At 65.9% G+C, this 16,350-nt stretch carries 19 protein-coding genes and 1 other RNA gene; 15 read left to right on the plus strand and 5 right to left on the minus strand.

The genetic code is table 11. The annotated features are described in order from the left end of the window. Positions 1-62: 62 nt before the first annotated feature. Positions 63-1,025 carry a threonine ammonia-lyase gene (locus AC59GX_RS06395; RefSeq protein WP_426280474.1) on the plus strand — a complete coding sequence of 321 codons (963 nt, stop codon included), beginning with the start codon at positions 63-65 and terminating at the stop codon, positions 1,023-1,025. Further along, positions 1,022-1,201 carry a hypothetical protein gene (locus tag AC59GX_RS06400; protein WP_192238768.1) on the plus strand — a complete coding sequence of 60 codons (180 nt, stop codon included), beginning with the start codon at positions 1,022-1,024 and terminating at the stop codon, positions 1,199-1,201. The genes AC59GX_RS06395 and AC59GX_RS06400 overlap by 4 nt, the downstream gene beginning before the upstream one ends. Before the next feature lie 143 nt (positions 1,202-1,344). Here the strand turns inward: AC59GX_RS06400 and AC59GX_RS06405 are convergent, their stop codons facing one another. Beyond that, positions 1,345-2,130 carry an alpha/beta hydrolase gene (locus tag AC59GX_RS06405; RefSeq protein WP_426280473.1) on the minus strand — a complete coding sequence of 262 codons (786 nt, stop codon included), beginning with the start codon at positions 2,128-2,130 and terminating at the stop codon, positions 1,345-1,347. On the opposite strand from AC59GX_RS06405, the gene AC59GX_RS06410 reads away from it, so the two are divergent. The 8 genes from AC59GX_RS06410 to AC59GX_RS06445 all read left to right on the plus strand — a co-directional run bounded on the left by AC59GX_RS06410 (position 2,083) and on the right by AC59GX_RS06445 (position 7,801). Continuing rightward, entirely contained in the window at positions 2,083-3,126 is a 1,044-nt protein-coding gene (locus tag AC59GX_RS06410) for a cysteine desulfurase family protein (RefSeq protein ID WP_426280472.1), read from the plus strand. The genes AC59GX_RS06405 and AC59GX_RS06410 overlap by 48 nt on opposite strands. Then, a complete protein-coding gene (locus AC59GX_RS06415) occupies positions 3,123-4,208 on the plus strand; it encodes a cysteine desulfurase family protein (RefSeq protein WP_426280471.1) in 1,086 nt (361 codons plus the stop codon). The genes AC59GX_RS06410 and AC59GX_RS06415 overlap by 4 nt, the downstream gene beginning before the upstream one ends. Further along, positions 4,205-4,510 (plus strand): 2Fe-2S iron-sulfur cluster-binding protein, encoded by a 306-nt coding sequence (locus tag AC59GX_RS06420; protein WP_426280470.1) that lies wholly within the window; start codon positions 4,205-4,207, stop codon positions 4,508-4,510. Before AC59GX_RS06415 ends, AC59GX_RS06420 begins: the two co-directional genes overlap by 4 nt. A gap of 112 nt (positions 4,511-4,622) precedes the next feature. Then, the gene (locus AC59GX_RS06425) at positions 4,623-4,961 is read left to right on the plus strand and encodes a hypothetical protein (protein WP_497301254.1); all 339 of its coding nucleotides are present in this window, start codon (positions 4,623-4,625) and stop codon (positions 4,959-4,961) included. An 81-nt stretch (positions 4,962-5,042) separates the two neighbouring features. After that, on the plus strand, positions 5,043-5,282 hold the full coding sequence (locus AC59GX_RS06430; RefSeq protein WP_426280468.1) for a hypothetical protein: 240 nt from the start codon (positions 5,043-5,045) through the stop codon (positions 5,280-5,282). Between the two features lie 69 nt (positions 5,283-5,351). Continuing rightward, positions 5,352-5,445: signal recognition particle sRNA small type (gene ffs, locus AC59GX_RS06435), an RNA gene on the plus strand. Between the two features lie 341 nt (positions 5,446-5,786). After that, positions 5,787-7,481 carry a DNA polymerase III subunit gamma/tau gene (locus AC59GX_RS06440; RefSeq protein ID WP_426280467.1) on the plus strand — a complete coding sequence of 565 codons (1,695 nt, stop codon included), beginning with the start codon at positions 5,787-5,789 and terminating at the stop codon, positions 7,479-7,481. Beyond that, on the plus strand, positions 7,478-7,801 hold the full coding sequence (locus AC59GX_RS06445; protein ID WP_426280466.1) for a YbaB/EbfC family nucleoid-associated protein: 324 nt from the start codon (positions 7,478-7,480) through the stop codon (positions 7,799-7,801). The genes AC59GX_RS06440 and AC59GX_RS06445 overlap by 4 nt, the downstream gene beginning before the upstream one ends. Before the next feature lie 229 nt (positions 7,802-8,030). Here AC59GX_RS06445 and mtgA read toward each other — a convergent pair whose 3' ends face one another. From mtgA to AC59GX_RS06465, 4 genes are read right to left on the minus strand one after another with little or no spacing between them, the layout of a single operon-like run. Continuing rightward, a complete protein-coding gene (mtgA, locus tag AC59GX_RS06450; RefSeq protein ID WP_426280465.1) occupies positions 8,031-8,705 on the minus strand; it encodes a monofunctional biosynthetic peptidoglycan transglycosylase in 675 nt (224 codons plus the stop codon). 9 nt (positions 8,706-8,714) lie between these two features. Beyond that, positions 8,715-9,986, minus strand: a complete 1,272-nt coding sequence (locus AC59GX_RS06455; RefSeq protein WP_497301257.1) for a flavin monoamine oxidase family protein — start codon at positions 9,984-9,986, stop codon at positions 8,715-8,717. 1 nt (position 9,987) lies between these two features. Then, the gene (gene rpoH, locus AC59GX_RS06460) at positions 9,988-10,890 is read right to left on the minus strand and encodes an RNA polymerase sigma factor RpoH (protein WP_056048373.1); all 903 of its coding nucleotides are present in this window, start codon (positions 10,888-10,890) and stop codon (positions 9,988-9,990) included. Positions 10,891-10,947: 57 nt separating this feature from the next. After that, positions 10,948-11,895, minus strand: coding sequence for an RluA family pseudouridine synthase (locus AC59GX_RS06465; RefSeq protein WP_426280463.1), 948 nt, complete (start codon positions 11,893-11,895; stop codon positions 10,948-10,950). A gap of 17 nt (positions 11,896-11,912) precedes the next feature. On the opposite strand from AC59GX_RS06465, the gene AC59GX_RS06470 reads away from it, so the two are divergent. The 5 genes from AC59GX_RS06470 (at position 11,913) to AC59GX_RS06490 (ending at position 16,341) form a co-directional block, all read left to right on the plus strand. Continuing rightward, positions 11,913-12,308: a M67 family metallopeptidase gene (locus AC59GX_RS06470; RefSeq protein ID WP_426280462.1), complete on the plus strand. Its 396-nt coding sequence runs from the start codon at positions 11,913-11,915 to the stop codon at positions 12,306-12,308. Positions 12,309-12,444: 136 nt separating this feature from the next. Continuing rightward, complete coding sequence (locus AC59GX_RS06475) at positions 12,445-13,089, plus strand: histidine phosphotransferase family protein (RefSeq protein WP_426280461.1); 645 nt, start codon at positions 12,445-12,447, stop codon at positions 13,087-13,089. A gap of 75 nt (positions 13,090-13,164) precedes the next feature. Next, complete coding sequence (locus tag AC59GX_RS06480) at positions 13,165-15,465, plus strand: chemotaxis protein CheA (protein ID WP_497301259.1); 2,301 nt, start codon at positions 13,165-13,167, stop codon at positions 15,463-15,465. Further along, complete coding sequence (locus AC59GX_RS06485; RefSeq protein WP_426280459.1) at positions 15,462-15,890, plus strand: chemotaxis protein CheW; 429 nt, start codon at positions 15,462-15,464, stop codon at positions 15,888-15,890. Before AC59GX_RS06480 ends, AC59GX_RS06485 begins: the two co-directional genes overlap by 4 nt. A gap of 85 nt (positions 15,891-15,975) precedes the next feature. Next, a complete protein-coding gene (locus AC59GX_RS06490) occupies positions 15,976-16,341 on the plus strand; it encodes a response regulator (protein WP_055878033.1) in 366 nt (121 codons plus the stop codon). Positions 16,342-16,350: the final 9 nt, after the last annotated feature.

Here is a 16,350-nt window from a genome sequence, read left to right on the forward strand (position 1 = left end):
AAGCGCGATCTAGGGTTACGCGCCCCCCATGTAAATAGCGTTTGGCGGATAGGAGACGGTGTGTGACGATTTTGCGACAACCGACGCGGGCGGGCGTCCGCGACGCCGCGGAGAAGATCGCCCGGATACTCCCGCCGACGCCACTGTTTATCAGTGAAATCAAGGGTGTACCGGTCGCTTTCAAGGCCGAGTCGTTGCAACCAATCGGCGCCTTCAAGATTCGCGGCGCGTGGCATCGGCTCACCGCATTGGACGACGTGACACGACAAAAAGGCGTCGTCGCGTTCTCCTCGGGCAATCACGCGCAGGGTGTTGCCTGGGCGGCGAAACGCCTCGGCATCGCAGCGACGATCGTGATGCCGTCGGATGCGCCACGCCTGAAGCGCGAGTCGACCCTGGCACTGGGCGCGGAGGTAGTGACCTACGACCGCGCCACCGAAAGCCGCGAAACGATCGCCGCAGGGCTGGCCGAAGCGCGGGGCGCAACGCTGGTGCCGAGCTTCGACGACCCGTGGATCATCGAGGGGCAGGGGAGCGCTGGGATCGAGGCAGCAGCACAGATGGCAGCGCTAGGCATGGGCGTACCAAGCCGCGTCGTCATCCCCTGCGGGGGCGGCGGCCTGTCGGCAGGCATCGCGCTGGCCTTGAAGGACAGCGCGATCACCGTCGTCGAACCCGAGGGCTGGGACGACATGCGCCGCTCCCTGGAGGCGTCATGGATCGAACCCGTCGGCCCCAACCCCCCGCCGACCGCCTGCGACTCGCTCCAGACCCTACGCGTATCGCCGCTGACCTTCGACGTCCTCTCCCGCCGCGACGCGACCGGCGTAGCGGTCAGCGAGTCGGAGATCGCCGCAGCGCAGCGATGGGCCGCGGAGAAACTGCGGCTGGTCATCGAACCCGGCGGCGCAGTTGGGCTGGCGGCGGTCCTTTCCAGCAAGGTGAAGCTCGAACCCGGCCTGCTCGTCATCCTGTCCGGCGGCAACGTCGACCTCGCCGCCTACGCGAAGGCGATGGCAGCATGAACCCCGCACTGACCTCGATCGCCGCTGCGGCTCCCGCCATAGCAATGCTGGGCATGTTCGCCTGCCTGATCGGCGGCATCGCGCTGATCGCGAAGAAGCGCGATACAAAGAAGGGCGTCCTGATGCTGATAATGGCCGCAGTCCTGCTAGCCAACGTAGCAATCTGGACCCTCTAACTCCCTCGCCCCTGTGGGGAGAGGGAAGGGGCCCGCCGCGCTTGCGGTGGGAAGGGAGAGGGGAGTTGGCGAGCGATCGCCCATCCCAACTCCCCCTCATCCGACGCTAGCGCGCCACCTTCTCCCCGAGGGGAGAAGGAAAATTACCGGATCGGAGAGTTCGGGTCGAGACGCATATCCAGATACTTGTCCACGCTCCCCATCAACTCCGGCATCTCATGCTCGAAGAAGTGGTTAGCCTTCGGGATCGTGTCGTGATGGATCGTGATGTGCTTCTGCGTCCGCAGCTTATCCACCAGCTTCTGCGTAGCCCCAGGCGTCGCGACCTCGTCGGCCTCGCCCTGGATGATGATCCCGCTCGACGGGCAAGGCGCGAGGAACGTGAAGTCGTACAAATTCGCCGGTGGTGCGACCGAGATGAACCCGCGGATCTCAGGCCGACGCATCAGCAGCTGCATGCCGATCCACGCGCCGAAGCTGACGCCCGCGATCCAAGTCGTCTGCGCCTCGGGGTGGAAGCTCTGCACCCAGTCGAGCGCGCTCGCCGCATCGCTCAGTTCGCCGACGCCATTGTCGAACACGCCCTGGCTCTTGCCGACACCGCGGAAGTTGAACCGCAACGTCGCGAAGCCGCGCCGCTGGAAGGTCTTGTAGAGCTGCTGCACGATCGCGTTGTTCATCGTGCCACCGGCCGACGGATGCGGGTGCAGGATCATCGCGACGGGTGCGCGCGGACGTGGCCCCGGCGCAAAACGACCTTCGAGACGGCCTTCGGGACCGGGAAAAATGACTTCTGGCATAGGCACTCGCGAGCTGGGATACGCACTCGGGTGGAGTGCCGGATTATCGACGCTATATAGGGAACGAGCCCCTTTTCGCAATTGGAACCGACCCTGGCCCGTAACGACTCGCGTATCTACCTCGATCACGCCGCCACCACGCCGATGCGCCCAGAGGCCATCGCGGCGGTGACGGAAGGCATGGCGCGCTGGGCGAACCCGTCCTCGCCGCATGCCGAGGGACGCGCGGCGCGGGCTGCGCTGGAGGATGCGCGGAAGCGGATCGCGCAGGCGCTGGACTGGCCGCAGCACGTGATCCTCACCAGCGGCGCGAGCGAGTCCGCAGCGCTGGCGCTGCGTGGCCGCCCGGGTGTCGCGGTGGCGGCGGTCGAGCATGATGCGGTCCTCCGCGCGGCCGAACAGCCGGTGATGCTGGAGGTCGATGCCGGCGGTACCGTCACGAACGGGGAGGGAACCCAGACGATCGCACTCCAGTCCGCCAACAGCGAAACAGGTGTTCTCCAGGATCGCCCCACCGGTCTCTGGATAGCCGATTGCTCCCAAACCGCCGGCAAGCTCCCGCTCCCCGAAGCCGACCTTATCATCGTCTCCGCACACAAGCTCGGCGGCCCTCCCGGCATCGGCGCGCTGCTGATCCGCGATCTCGGGATGCTCGACCCGACCGGCGGGCAGGAGCGCGGTTACCGCGGCGGCACCGAAAACCTCCCCGGCGCGCTCGGGTTCGCCGCCGCACTCGAAGCCCCTTGCGACTGGTTCCCGGGCATGGCCGATCTTCGCGCCGAACTCGACGAAGCCATCCTCGCGAGCGGCGGCGAGATCGTCGCGCAAAACTCCCCCCGCATCCCCACGATCGCCTCCTACCGCATGCCCGGCGTCAGTTCCGCCGCGCAGCTGATCCGCCTCGACATGGCCGGGTTCGCCGTCTCCGCGGGCAGCGCGTGCTCGTCGGGCAGCATGCGCCCAAGCCACGTCCTCGCCGCGATGGGCTATCCCCCCGAAGCCGCCGCCGAAGTCGTCCGCGTCAGCTTCGGCTGGACCACGACACCCGAAGACGTCGCGAAGTTCGCCGAAGCCTGGACGCGGATCGCCCAGGACATAAAGCGCCCTGGGAGACTGGGGGCATGACGTACCTCGACTACCAGGCAACTACCCCGCTCGCGCCTGAAGCGCTCGCCGCCATGCTTCCCTGGCTCGATTCGCAACACGCCAACCCGCACTCCCCCCACCGCGAAGGTCGCCGCGCCAAAGCAGCCGTCGAAGTCGCCCGCGACCATGTCGCCGCGCTGCTCCCCCCCGGTGGCCGCGTCGCCTTCACCAGCGGCGCAACCGAAGCGCTCAACTGGGCGATCAAGGGCACGACCGGCGCCGTCACGACGCTCGCCACCGAACACGCCGCCGTCCTCGACACGGTCGCAGCCGAAGCGGTGAAGAAACGCCCCGTCACGGTTATTCCCGTCGGCCCCGATGGCGTGGTCGACCTCGACCAAGCCCGCGCCGTGATCCAACCCGGCACCGGGCTCGTCGCCGCGATGCTCGTCAACAACGAGATCGGCGTCATCCAGCCGATCGCCGCGCTCGCCGAGATCGCCCACGCAGCCGGCGCGCTGATGCTCTGCGACACGGTACAAGGCTATGGCCGCGTTCCGATCCCCGACACCGTCGACCTGATCACGATCTCCGCGCACAAGATCCACGGCCCCAAAGGCATCGGCGCACTCTGGATCCGCGACGGCATCGACCTCGCGCCGCTGATGCACGGCGGCGGGCAGGAAGCCCCCGGCCGCTCGGGCACGCTGTCACCGGCACTCTGCGCAGGTTTCGGCATCGCCGCACAACTCATGGCCGACCGCAAGGACGAGGACGTCGCGCACATCCACCGTCTCTGGTCGCTCGCGCTCGACCGCCTAGGCCCCCAATGGACCATCAACGGCTCGACCGAACATCGCTACCACGGCAACCTAAACGTCCACCGTGCAAATCTCGACGTAAACCGCCTGATGTCCGACCTTCGCGAGATCGCCTTCTCCGCCGGGTCCGCCTGCGCCAGCGGGTCTGGCCGCTCCAGCCACGTCCTCCGCGCGATCGGCCTTACCGAAGCGCAGGCGCGGTCCAGCATCCGCCTCGGCTTCGGCCGCTATACCACCGAAACCGAACTCCGCGACGCGATCGATACGATCGTTGCCGCCGCCGAGGCGCAATGGCCATGATCGTCCGCTTCATCGCCCGCGACGGCACCGCAACGACGACCTCCGCAACCCCCGGCGACCGCCTGCTGGACGCCGCACAGGCGCATAACCAGCCGCTCGAAGGCACCTGCGAAGGCCAGCTCGCCTGCGCGACCTGCCACGTCATCGTCGACCCCGCCGACTTCGCCAGCCTACCGCCGGCGAGCGAGGACGAGGAGGACATGCTCGATCTCGCGCACAATGCGACGCGCACCAGTCGTCTCGCCTGCCAGATCCGCCTGACCGAAGCGCTCGACGGCTTGACCGTCCGCATCCCGGAATAAACGACAGCAAAGCTTACAGGAAGACAACGGCCGGTTCAGGGAACGTGCACGGCCGGGAGCGGATTATCCCCTCATCGCCTCAATGTACGAGGTCTTGAGAGGAGTACCGAACATGAAGATCATCGCAATGTTCGCCGCCGGCGCGCTGGCCGCCGGAACGCTGTTCGCCTCGGCCCCCGCCGATGCGCAACGCCACGGCTGGGACGGCCCCCGCCACGGTGGTGGCTGGCACGGCGATCGTGGCTGGCATGGCAATCGCGGCTGGCACGGCGACCGTGGCTGGCGCGGCAGGGATCGCGGCTATCGTGGCTATGGCGGCGGGTATCGTGGCGACTACGGCTATCGCGGCGGCTACGGCTATCGCGGACCTCGCGGATACGGCCGCTCGCGCGTCGTCTGCCGGATAGAGCGTGGCTATTATGGCCCGGTTCGTCGCTGCTTCCGCCGCTAGTACGGAACCGTAACGAACCCCTTTAGTTTGATAACATAGGTTGCCGGGGTCGGGAGGCCCCGCACCCAAAAGGAGAGTATCATGAAGTTGTTCACCATCGCCGCCGCCGGTCTCGTCGCATTGACCGGCCTTGCCCCCGTCGGCATCGCGGCCGAAGCCTCGGCGCAGCGTACCGTCGTCCATGAGCGCACCGTCGTTCGCCATGACGACCGTCGCCCTGGCTACCGTCGCCATGTCGTCCGCACGCGTCAGGTCTGCCGCAACGTCTATCGCAACCATCATCGCCAGCGCATCTGCCGCACGGTCCGCTACAACCGCTGAGCCGGGGCGCTGAACCCGCTTCAAGCTAAAGCGGCTTGATCATCCCGCCCGACCCCGCCATATGCGCCGCGGGAGTCGGGCGGACGTGGTCGTCGCCAACTTGGTCAGATCCGGAAGGAAGCAGCCACAACGACTAAGCCCCGGGTCGTCCCGGCTCCCACCGCGAACATGTCGTTCCGACATATGAGCGCGGCCAGCGGCGCAAAGCGCCGTCTGACGATGCGGCTAAGCCGCAGCGCACTTCTAAACTTCTCAGCGAACCAGTTACCCAAGCGCAACCGGGTAGAAACCACCCCCGATGTTCCCACAACGTTCCAAACAATTATCCTACGCCGCAGTGTTGTGGCATAAGCCGCGCATGACCGGCACTGCCCACATCACAGGTTCCGACAATCCACTCGCCAGCCTCCGGGTACGTCGAAGTGCAGACCCTTCCCAGCGTGTGAACTTTGTGAACTTCCGACCCCTTCGACAGCACGCGCAGCACCCGCTATGACGACCGCAATGTCAGATTCCTTCGACCTGGGCGAACCCCCGCAGCCGGCTAAAACACCGGATGCCCCCGCCTACCGCGTGCTTGCGCGCAAATACCGTCCGCAGACCTTTTCCGAGCTGATCGGGCAGGACGCGATGGTCCAGACGCTCGGCAACGCGATCAAGCGCGACCGGCTCGCCCACGCCTTCCTGATGACCGGCGTCCGCGGCGTCGGGAAAACGTCGACCGCCCGCCTGATCGCGAAGGCGCTCAACTGCATCGGCCCCGACGGCGACGGTGGCCCGACGATCGACCCCTGCGGCGTCTGCGAACCCTGCCGAGCGATCGCCGAGGGCCGCCATATCGACGTGATCGAGATGGACGCCGCGAGCCATACCGGCGTCGACGACGTCCGCGAGATCATCGACGCGTCGCGCTATTCGGCGGTCACCGCGCGCTTCAAGATCTACATCATCGACGAAGTCCACATGCTGTCGAAGAACGCGTTCAACGCGCTGCTGAAGACGCTGGAGGAGCCACCTCCCCATGTGAAATTCCTGTTCGCGACGACCGAAGTGAACAAGGTCCCGGTGACGGTCCTCTCGCGCTGCCAGCGCTTCGATCTGCGCCGCATTTCCGCCGAACAGCTTTCGAAGCATTTCGCGTGGGTTTCTGAGCAAGAAGGCGTCGTCGCCGATCCTGAAGCGCTGATGCTGATCGCGCGCGCCGCGGAAGGCTCGGCCCGCGACGGCCTGTCGATCCTCGACCAGGCTATCGCGCATGCCGGGCTCGAAGGCGGCGGCGTGACCGCGGATGCTGTGCGCCAGATGCTCGGTTTGTCGGACCGGGGCGCGGTGCGCGATCTGCTGACGCTGATCCTCGCCGGCGACGGGGCAGGGGCGCTCGCCTCGATGCGCCGGCAATATGATTACGGCGTCGATCCGCTGTCGGTGCTGCGCTCGCTGCTCGAAACCGTCCACGGCATCACGCTGACCAAGGTCGGCACGCCCCCTGACGCGGCGCAACCGATGGAAGAGCGTGCAGCGCGCGAGGAATGGGCGGCATCGCTCGGCTATCCCGCGCTCCACCGTCTGTGGCAGCTGTTCCTCAAGGGCCATGACGAAGTCGCCAAGGCCGCGCTGCCGATCGAGGCCGCGGAAATGGCGTTGTTGCGCGCGATCTACGCCTCGACGCTGCCGGATCCCGGCGAGCTTGCCCGGCAGATCGCCAGCGGTGCGACCCCCGCGGCTGCACCAACGGCGCCGCCACCACCTACACCTCCTTCCGGCGAAGCGCCGCCCTGGAACGCTGGATCCGCTGCGAAGGCGCCCGAACCCGTCGCGACCGGACCGATCCTGCCGCCGACGTTCGAAGCGCTGGTCGATCTGCTCGACGAATCGGGCGGCCTCGCGATCGCCGCACGTCTTCGTCACGGCGCACGGATCGTCAGTTACTCGCCGCCCGAATTCGTCCTCAGCGGCAGCCGCCCGGTCTCGGCCGACACGCTCGCCGAACTGAACACGCTGTTGAAAAGCGTGACGCGGACCGCGTGGAAAGTGTCGATCGTCGACGCCCCCGGTGAGCCCACGTTGCGCGAGGCGCAGGACGCCGCCGACGCGGCGGTGCGGCAAGCCATTCTTGAATCCCCCATCATGAAGGCCGCGGTGGCAGCGTTTCCCGACGCCCAGCTCGAATCGTGGCCAGGTCAAAGGAGCAACGCATGAAGAATATCGATGAAATTCTCGCCATGGCGCAGAACGTCCAGAGCGAGATGGAAAAGGCGCAGGCCAATCTCGACACGATCGAGGTCGAGGGCGCGTCCGGCGGCGGACTCGTCAAGATCAAGGCCTCCGCCAAGGGCCGCATCATCAACATCGCGATCGACGATTCGCTGATGCAGGTGAGCGAGAAGCAGATGCTCGAGGACCTTCTCACCGCCGCATTTAACGACGCGCGCGCCAAGGCGGATGCGGTGTCTGGCACTGAGATGTCGAAGATGACGAGCGGCCTGCAACTGCCGCCCGGGTTCAAGCTGCCGTTCTGATACCTGCAACTGTCTCATTACAAATCGCACGCCCGAGCTTCACGAGCCCGTCATCCCGGCGAAAGCTAGGATATCCCTCGGTGACGCGCACCCTTCGCCACGAGGATACCCCAGCTTTCACTGGGGTGACGGGTGAGGGGGCGGGTTCGTGAGCAGAACGGAAGCTGACGGTGAGTTCAGCTGCCTCCCACTCCGCCACCCCGGAATTGATCCGGGGTGGCGGAACGGGTCAGGTTCGCAAGCAGCTGTCCAACCCATCGTTCCGCACAACAGAAACCCGCCGCGACAGCGTATTCCCATGTTTTCGCACGAAACCATGCGGATCGATCGCAGCCCGCTTCTTCGGCAACGGTAGCACCGCAGCAATCCGCCCCGCCTCGGTCGGCGACAGTCGCGACGCATCGTGATTGAAATACCGGATCGCCCCGGCGTTCGCGCCGTACGTCCCGATCCCGGTCTCGGCGATGTTGAGATACACCTCCATGATCCGCCGCTTCCCCCACAGCGTCTCGATCAGCACGGTGAAATACGCCTCGAACGCTTTCCGCACATACCCGCCGCCCTGGAACAGGAACGCGTTCTTCGCGGTCTGCTGGCTGATCGTCGAGCCGCCGCGAATGCGTCCGCCCTGTGCATTGCGCGCCGCCGCCCCCGCCATCGCCTTGAAATCGAAGCCATGATGCGAACAGAACCGCGAGTCCTCGCCAGCGATCGCCGCACGCGCCATGTCCGGGTCCATCTCCGACAATGGCATCCAGTCCTTGGTGATGGTGTGGCCCGACAGCAGGTCGCCCATCATCGTCCAGGTGAACGGCACCGGCACGAAGCGGTAGATGCCGACCCACGCGACCGTGATCAGGACGAAGGCGAAGACGATCTTTGCAGCGATGCGGATAGGGCCCATCGCCGCTCCTTATGCGATCGTCGCGGCCTCGCCAATGACTGCACTGGCGGCCGTCACGCCGGTTTCGTACGCGCCGTGTGCTGTCGAGAAATCGAATGGGTGGCAGGCCTCGCCCGCGAAGTGGATGCGGTCGTCGACCGAGGCGGCGAGGATGGCGCGCTGATCGGCCCGGCCGATCAGCGCGTGGCTATAGCTTCCGCCGATATAGGGTTCGTGGCGCCAGCGGGTTGCGACAAGCGGCGTGAAGCGCTTGCGCCAGTCGCTGCCGAGCAACCCTACCAGTTCGTCGATCGCGAACTGTGCCGCATCGCCGTCCTCCAGCATCTCCGCGCAGTCGCCGCCGAAGAAGCTCTCGACGATCGGCCAGCTGAACGGAGAAAGGCGGTGGCTGGCGGTGCAAGCGCTGTACGGGTTGCCGACCAGGTGCGCGTTGGTCGGCCATTCGGGGCGGTCGACGTGGAGGAACACCTTGTCCGCTAGGCCGAGCGGGAGGTCCGCGGCGGCGGCGTGCTTATCGGGGAGCGGCGGATCGAAGACGATCTGCGACTTGGCGAGGACGGTAGTGGGGACGCAGACGATCACGTGGTCCGCCTCGATCGTTCCAGCCGGGGTGTGGAGTTTGATGCGGCGACCGCTGTGGTCGATGCGCGTTACCGGGGTGGAGAGGCGGATGTTCAGGCCGCCGGCGTGGCTGGAGACGAGTGTGCCGTAGCCTTCCTTGACCGTCCAGTTGTCGTCGGTAGCAGCCTCTTCGTATGCGGCCCAGTCGTGGAGCGATACTTGGGTAAGGTTCGCACCGTTTGCGTAGCCGGAGATCGCGTCGATCTTCGGGCGCCATTTGTCGTTGGGGGCGATGAAGTCGGACAGCGGGCGGTCGGGGCCTTCAAGGGCGGCTAGGGCGCGCTCGTTCCAATCTTGGTAAGCTGTGGCAGAGGCTGACTGGTCTTCGGGTGGGAAGCCGAGGTCCCGCCACTGGGTGCGCCAATTCGCGTCGGAGCGGTCTACCGTAAAGCCCGTTGCCTCGGCAATTTGAGTCCAAGGATTGCGCTGGGCGGAGTGTAGCCAGCCGCAACCAGCGTCTACATGTTCCCCCGCGAAGGCGGGAGTCCAGTCTGGGCCCCCGCCTTCGCGGGGGAACAAGGAGGCGAGGGACAGGCTGTGCGCACGGCCACCTAGGCGGTCATTGGCCTCGACCAACAGCACCTCTTGCCCCGCGTCGTGCAGCATTCTTGCCGCCGCAATACCGGCCGCACCGCCGCCGATGACGACGGTGCGCGCCATGTTATGCTGCCAGTAGGCGCTTCTCGCCGGCAATCCGCATCATCGCCTTCTGCAGCTTCTCGAACGCACGCACCTCGATCTGCCGCACGCGTTCGCGCGACACGCCGTAGACCTGAGACAATTCCTCAAGTGTCTTGGGATCATCCGTCAGGCGACGCTCGGTCAGGATGTGCTGCTCGCGCTCGTTGAGGTCGTCCATCGCCGACACCAGCATCGAGTGACGAACGTCCGCCTCCTGCGCATCGGCAACGATCTTGTCCTGCAGCGGCGCATCGTCCTGCAGCCAATCCTGCCACTGGCCTTCGCCGTCCTCGCGCATGGGCACGTTGAGCGACGTATCGCCACCCATCGCCATGCGGCGGTTCATGCTGACGACGTCGGTTTCCGCGACACCGAGGTCGGTCGCGATCTTGGTGACGTGCTCGGGACGCAGATCGCCATCCTCGAACGCATCGAGACGGCTCTTCATCCGGCGCAGGTTGAAGAACAGCTTCTTCTGCGCCGCGGTGGTGCCCATCTTCACGAGGCTCCACGAGCGCAGGATGTACTCCTGGATCGAAGCGCGGATCCACCACATCGCATAGGTGGCGAGACGGAAACCACGCTCGGGCTCGAACTTCTTCACGCCCTGCATCAGGCCGATATTGCCCTCGGAGATCAGTTCCGACGTCGGCAGGCCGTAGCCGCGATAGCCCATCGCGATCTTCGCCACGAGGCGGAGATGCGAGGTCACCAGCTGCGCCGCAGCCTCGGTGTCGCCATGTTCCTGGAAACGCTTGGCGAGCATGTATTCCTGCTCGGGTTTCAGGAGCGGAAATTTTTTGATCTCGGCAAGATAACGATTGAGACCCGCCTCGCTGCCGAGCGCAGGTATCGTCGCTGGAACGTTGGAGCGGGCTGCCATGGTCGTAATCCCTTTCTGATGACCCCGATTGCCGCAATGCGGCATGGGCTCGATTACCTATACGTGAAGCTGGGTGAACAGTTCCTGCATGTCTGCGGGCATTTCGCTTTCGAACGCCAAAGCGATGCTTTTCACCGGATGGATGAACCCCAGATGCGCCGCGTGCAAGGCCTGCCGGCGGAAACCGAGCGTTTCGAGCAGCGACTTCTGAGCTTGCTTTGTTCTACCATAGACCGGGTCCCCCAACAAGGCATGGCCGATCGACGCCATGTGGACGCGCACCTGGTGCGTGCGGCCCGTCTCTAGTCGACACTCGATCAGCGCCGCACCGCGTAAAGTTTCGATCGTCGAAAAATGGGTCACCGCACGCTTGCCGCCCTCGACGATCGCGATCTTCTTGCGGTTCTGCGGACTCCGCGCGAGCGGCGCATTGACCGTGCCGCTTGGCGGCCGCGGGATGCCGCCGACGATCGCCTTGTAGCGGCGGTCGATGCTGTGGTCGTGGAACTGCTTCGCCAAGCCTTCGTGCGCGCGGTCGGTCTTGGCGGCGATCATCAGCCCCGAAGTGTCCTTGTCGATGCGGTGGACGATGCCCGGTCGCGCGACGCCGCCAATACCCGACAAATTTCCGGCGCAATGGTGGAGCAGCGCATTGACGAGCGTGCCGTCGAAATTGCCCGCAGCGGGGTGGACGACTAAGCCCGCGGGCTTGTCGATCACGATCAGGTCCTCGTCTTCGTACGCGACGACGAGCGGGATGTCCTGCGCTTCGTTGTGCAGCGGGGTCGGCGGCGGGATCGCGACGGCGAACACCTGACCGGCCGCCGCCTTCTTCGCCGAATCACGCCATTCGCGACCGTGGAGGGTAACCTGACCCGTGGCGATCAGCCCCTTCAACCGCTCGCGCGACATGTCGGGAAGCACTTCGGCAAGCGCACGATCGAGTCTCCAGCCATCCGTGGCCGGCGTGATCGATGCTTCGATGATGGAAACCCCCCGGTCCATGTCATACTGATGTGGCGATGAGCGTGACGATTTCAAGCGAACTGCTGCAGCAGTTGGTCGCAGAAGCGGCTGAGTCGCCGGATGCCGAGGTCTGTGGGTTGCTGTTCGGGACAACCCTACGGATCGAGGCGGCGGAGGCGTGCGCGAACGTGGCGGCGAATACTGCGCGGGCTTTCGAGATCGACCCGGCTGCTTTGTTTGCGGCCCATCGGCGGGCTCGGGGAGGCGGGCTGGCAGTGATCGGGCATTATCATTCGCATCCCTCCGGGCTTCCGGTTCCGTCTCCTCGGGACGCGGCGCAGGCGATGGGGGATGGCGCGGTTTGGGTTATCCTCGGCGGCGGTGTGGCGCGGGCGTGGCGGTCGGCCGAGGTGGGGGCGTTTGTCGAGGAGGCGATCGAGGTCGTTGAGTAGCGCCACCCTTCTTCCCCCCTCCCTGGAAGGGAGGGGGGAAGAAGGGTGGCGGCTTCTACTGTATAGGGTACCGCAAGTTGGCATTGCGTAGCGGCCGCCCGCCAGCCACAAGACCTTCCAGAATTAGGGGATTTTCATGACGGTCAGCCCGGTCGATTTCGCGAGCCTGCTCTGTTCGCGCCTGTGTCACGACCTGCTGTCGCCGGTTGGCGCGCTCAACAACGGGCTAGAACTGCTCGCCGACGAGACCGATCCGGCGATGCGCGAGCGCGTCATGGAACTGCTTGCGGACAGCGCGCGCGCGTCCGCCAGCAAGCTGAAGTTCTTCCGTCTGGCGTTCGGTGCGGCGGGCGGGTTCGGCGAGCTGGTCGATACGCACGAGGCCAGGAACGCGATCGAAGGTCTAGTTGCCGAGAACAAGCGGATCACCTTCGTCTGGGCTGTCGAGACGCCGGCAATGCCGAAGTCCGCGGTGAAAATACTGCTCAACCTAGTCCTCGTGGCAACCGAGTCGCTTGTACGCGGCGGCACGATGGAGGTCGGGGGCGAGGATAATGACGGTCAGCTGGAGATCGTCGTGAAGATCGAGGGCACCCGGATCGTGCTCGACCCGGAGATTCGCCGAACATTGGTCGAGGGGGAGGGCGCGCACACTGTCACGCCGCGTGCGGCGGCGGCGTACATGATCAACACCGTCGTCGCGGAAGCCGGCGGGAAGGTCATCGTATCGGAGCCTGCCGAGGGCATCATGATCTTCGGCGCAGTCTTCAACGCGCGTTGATCCCGTAGAGGCGGGCAGGACAATCAACCTCGCCTTAACCTGAAGCATGCATGACGGGCTCGAACGCGGGGCCGCATGGACGATCTGTTACAGGAATTCATTGCCGAGACGCGCGAAACGCTGGAAGCGATTGCCGGCGAGATCGTCGCGTGGGAGTCCGATCCGACCGATCGTGCGCGTCTCGATGCGATCTTCCGCTTCGTGCATACCGTGAAGGGCAGCTGCGGGTTCCTGGATTTGCCGCGGCTGGCCCGGCTCAGTCACGCGGCGGAGGACGTGTTGGCGGCGGTGCGCGACGGCAAGCGGACGCCCGATACCGCGCTGGTCGACGCCGTGCTCGGCATCGTCGACCGTATCGGCGAGATCGTCGAGGCGATCGACGCGGGCGCAACGCTGGACGATTCGACCGAAGACTCACTGATCGCCGCGCTGGCGCCGGATGCCAAACCCAAGGCCGCAGTGGCCGTGGTACCGATGGGGCGGGCGACCAGCCGCAGCGTCCGGCTGAACGTCGATCTGCTCGATCGGATGATGAGCGGTATGTCCGACATGGTCCTCGCGCGGAACGATCTCGCGCGGCGGTTGCGCGATGGCGACGCCGATCCGCAGGTCGAGGCTGCGCTGGAGCGGTTGTCGCTGACGGTTGCTGACATGCGTGACACGGTCACGCGGACGCGCATGCAGAAGGTCGACGCGCTGTTCTCCGCGCTGCCCCGGATGGTGCGCGATACCAGCGCGGAACTGGGGAAGTCGGTCAACCTCGTCATCGACGGTGCCGATGTCGAACTCGATCGCGAGATGATCGAGCTGATGCGCGATCCGTTGCTCCACGTTATCCGCAACGCGATCGACCACGGTATCGAGACGCCGGAGGCGCGTCGGGCTGCCGGCAAGCCGGAGGCGGGGCGACTGATCGTCTCCGCGCGGCAATCGGGGAACCAGATCCTCATCGAGATCAGCGACGACGGCCGGGGCATCGACTTAGCGCGGATCGTCGCCAAGGCGGCCGAGCAGAAGCTCCACTCCGCGACCGAACTGGCGGCGATGAGCGATACGGCGAAGCTCGACCTGATCTTTGCGCCCGGGCTTTCGAGCCGCGATGTCGTCACCGCGACGTCGGGACGCGGCGTCGGCATGGACGTGGTCCGCGCCAATATCGAGCAGATCGGCGGCCGCATCGTCCTCGTCAACGATCCGGGGAGGGGGCTGCGAATTATCGCGCGCGTCCCACTGACGCTGTCGATCCTCACGACGCTGATCGTCGAAGTCGGGACTCAGCGTTTCGCGCTCGCGCGCCAATCGGTCGAGGAGATCGTGCTGGTGCGCGGCGATCAGGTGCGGATCGAGACGATCGGCGATGCGGCGGCGGTGCTGGTGCGGGGGCGTCGCATGCCTTTGGTGGCGCTTGCCGGACTGTTCGGGCTCGGGTCGGAACCGCCGCCGACGCTGGTGATCGTATCGACCCGCGAGGGCGATTACGCGCTGGGCGTCGACACCGTGATCGATACCGAGGAACTGGTCGTAAAGCCGGCGTCGCCCGCGATAATGGCGACGGGCGTGTATGCCGGCATGACCTTGCCCGACAACGGCTTGCCGATGCTGCTGCTCGATGCGGCGGGGATCGCGACCGTCGCTGGCCTGCGGTTCGCGCCGGTGGTGGTGAACGACGCGATCGAGGAGGTCGCTGCTCCCGGCATCCCGGCATTGCTGTTCGACGATCTCGATGGGCAGCGTCGCGCGATCGCGCTGGCGGTGATCGACCGCGTCGAGCCCGTACCGGTGGACGCGATCCGCCGGACCGCGGGGGCGATGAGACTGACGATCGGCGACGCGATCATCCCGGTCCATGCGGTCGGCGGGTTCGGCGATCGGACCGAGATCGCGATGCTTCGGCTCACCGATGGCGAGAGCGAGATGGCCTATGCGATCGCCGAAGCGATCGAAATCGTGGCGTTGCCCGCGGAAATGGCGCCGGCGCGGCGTGGCGGAACGGATGCAGGCGCTCCGATCGCGGGTGTCGTGCTGATCGCCGGCGAGCAGGTCGAAGTGGTCGATCCGCATGCGTTGTTCGCGGGTGAGCCGGTCAAGATCGCGACGCCGCCGCTATGCCTGTTGCAGGTCGACGGGTCGGGCTGGATGGAAACCTTCCTGAAACCTGCGCTGGAGGCATCGGGCTATCGCTGCGTAACGGCGTTGGCGGTGGGCGAGACGGCGGCGGTCGCGCTGGCGATGGAGGATGCGCCGGTCTCCGCCGCGCACGCGCCGGTGGTGACGCTGCGGCGATCGCGGGTCGCGGACGGCGACGATGACCCGAGCGTCTACCGCTATGACCGCCCCGCGCTCATTGCGGCGATCGCCGCACGGAGGGGATTGTGAGCGACCTGTTCCTGATCGCGCATATCGCCGGTCGCGGGGTCGCGATCGACGCGGCGCAGGTCGATTCGGTGGTCGATATCGGCGAGATCGTCGCGGTGCCTCGCGCCGAGGCGTTCGTGCGCGGACTGGCCGCGTTGCGCAGCCGGGTCGTGACCGTGATCGACACGGGGATTGCGCTTGGACTTGCACCTACCCCCGATGCGATGCGCCGCGCGGTCATCACGATCGTCGATGGGCATCATTACGCGATCCTGGTCGATTCGGTCGAGGACGTCGCGCCGTTCGTCCGGCTGCCGCTGTCATCGGGCTTGGCGCTACGTGGCGGCTGGGCGTCGGTTGGTACGGGACTTGTCGAGCGCGACGGCGAGCCCTTGCTGATCATCGATCTCGCTGTCGTCCTGCCGACGTCGCCGCTCGCGGCGTGACGTTTTACGCCGACGTTCCAACGCTTAACTCCCTCCTTACTGTTTGCGATCTAGGACGGTCGCACGATTTCCCGGAAGGCTTTCCATGAAGACCTGTCTTGTCGTCGACGATTCGAAAGTGATCCGAAAAGTCGCGCGTCACATCCTCGAGACACTTGACTTTACCGTCACCGAAGCGTGCGATGGCCGCGAGGCGTTGGCGTCCTGCATGGCGTCGATCCCTGACGTGATCCTGCTCGACTGGAACATGCCCGTGATGAGCGGGATGGATTTCCTCCGCGCGTTGCGCGAGGCGGACGTGCCGCGCCGCCCCAAGGTCGTGTTCTGCACCACGGAGAACGGCATGGCGTATATCCGTGCGGCGATCGAGGCAGGCGCAGACGAGTATGTCATGAAGCCGTTCGACCGCGACACGCTGGAATCGAAACTCCAGATCGTCGGCATGGCCTGATCCAGGCCT

Source organism: Sphingomonas sp. 320_CC (genome assembly GCF_059691795.1).

Bases quoted from the DNA above. Each gene is read 5' to 3' on its own strand.
- AC59GX_RS06440 (WP_426280467.1), top strand. From the start codon at position 5,787: ATGTCAGATTCCTTCGACCTGGGCGAACCCCCGCAGCCGGCTAAAACA.
- AC59GX_RS06420 (WP_426280470.1), top strand. From the start codon at position 4,205: ATGATCGTCCGCTTCATCGCCCGCGACGGCACCGCAACGACGACCTCC.
- AC59GX_RS06415 (WP_426280471.1), top strand. From the start codon at position 3,123: ATGACGTACCTCGACTACCAGGCAACTACCCCGCTCGCGCCTGAAGCG.
- mtgA (WP_426280465.1), bottom strand. From the start codon at position 8,705: ATGGGCCCTATCCGCATCGCTGCAAAGATCGTCTTCGCCTTCGTCCTG.
- AC59GX_RS06490 (WP_055878033.1), top strand. From the start codon at position 15,976: ATGAAGACCTGTCTTGTCGTCGACGATTCGAAAGTGATCCGAAAAGTC.
- AC59GX_RS06465 (WP_426280463.1), bottom strand. From the start codon at position 11,895: ATGGACCGGGGGGTTTCCATCATCGAAGCATCGATCACGCCGGCCACG.
- AC59GX_RS06425 (WP_497301254.1), top strand. From the start codon at position 4,623: ATGAAGATCATCGCAATGTTCGCCGCCGGCGCGCTGGCCGCCGGAACG.
- rpoH (WP_056048373.1), bottom strand. From the start codon at position 10,890: ATGGCAGCCCGCTCCAACGTTCCAGCGACGATACCTGCGCTCGGCAGC.
- AC59GX_RS06430 (WP_426280468.1), top strand. From the start codon at position 5,043: ATGAAGTTGTTCACCATCGCCGCCGCCGGTCTCGTCGCATTGACCGGC.
- AC59GX_RS06400 (WP_192238768.1), top strand. From the start codon at position 1,022: ATGAACCCCGCACTGACCTCGATCGCCGCTGCGGCTCCCGCCATAGCA.
- AC59GX_RS06470 (WP_426280462.1), top strand. From the start codon at position 11,913: ATGAGCGTGACGATTTCAAGCGAACTGCTGCAGCAGTTGGTCGCAGAA.
- AC59GX_RS06475 (WP_426280461.1), top strand. From the start codon at position 12,445: ATGACGGTCAGCCCGGTCGATTTCGCGAGCCTGCTCTGTTCGCGCCTG.
- AC59GX_RS06455 (WP_497301257.1), bottom strand. From the start codon at position 9,986: ATGGCGCGCACCGTCGTCATCGGCGGCGGTGCGGCCGGTATTGCGGCG.
- AC59GX_RS06445 (WP_426280466.1), top strand. From the start codon at position 7,478: ATGAAGAATATCGATGAAATTCTCGCCATGGCGCAGAACGTCCAGAGC.
- AC59GX_RS06480 (WP_497301259.1), top strand. From the start codon at position 13,165: ATGGACGATCTGTTACAGGAATTCATTGCCGAGACGCGCGAAACGCTG.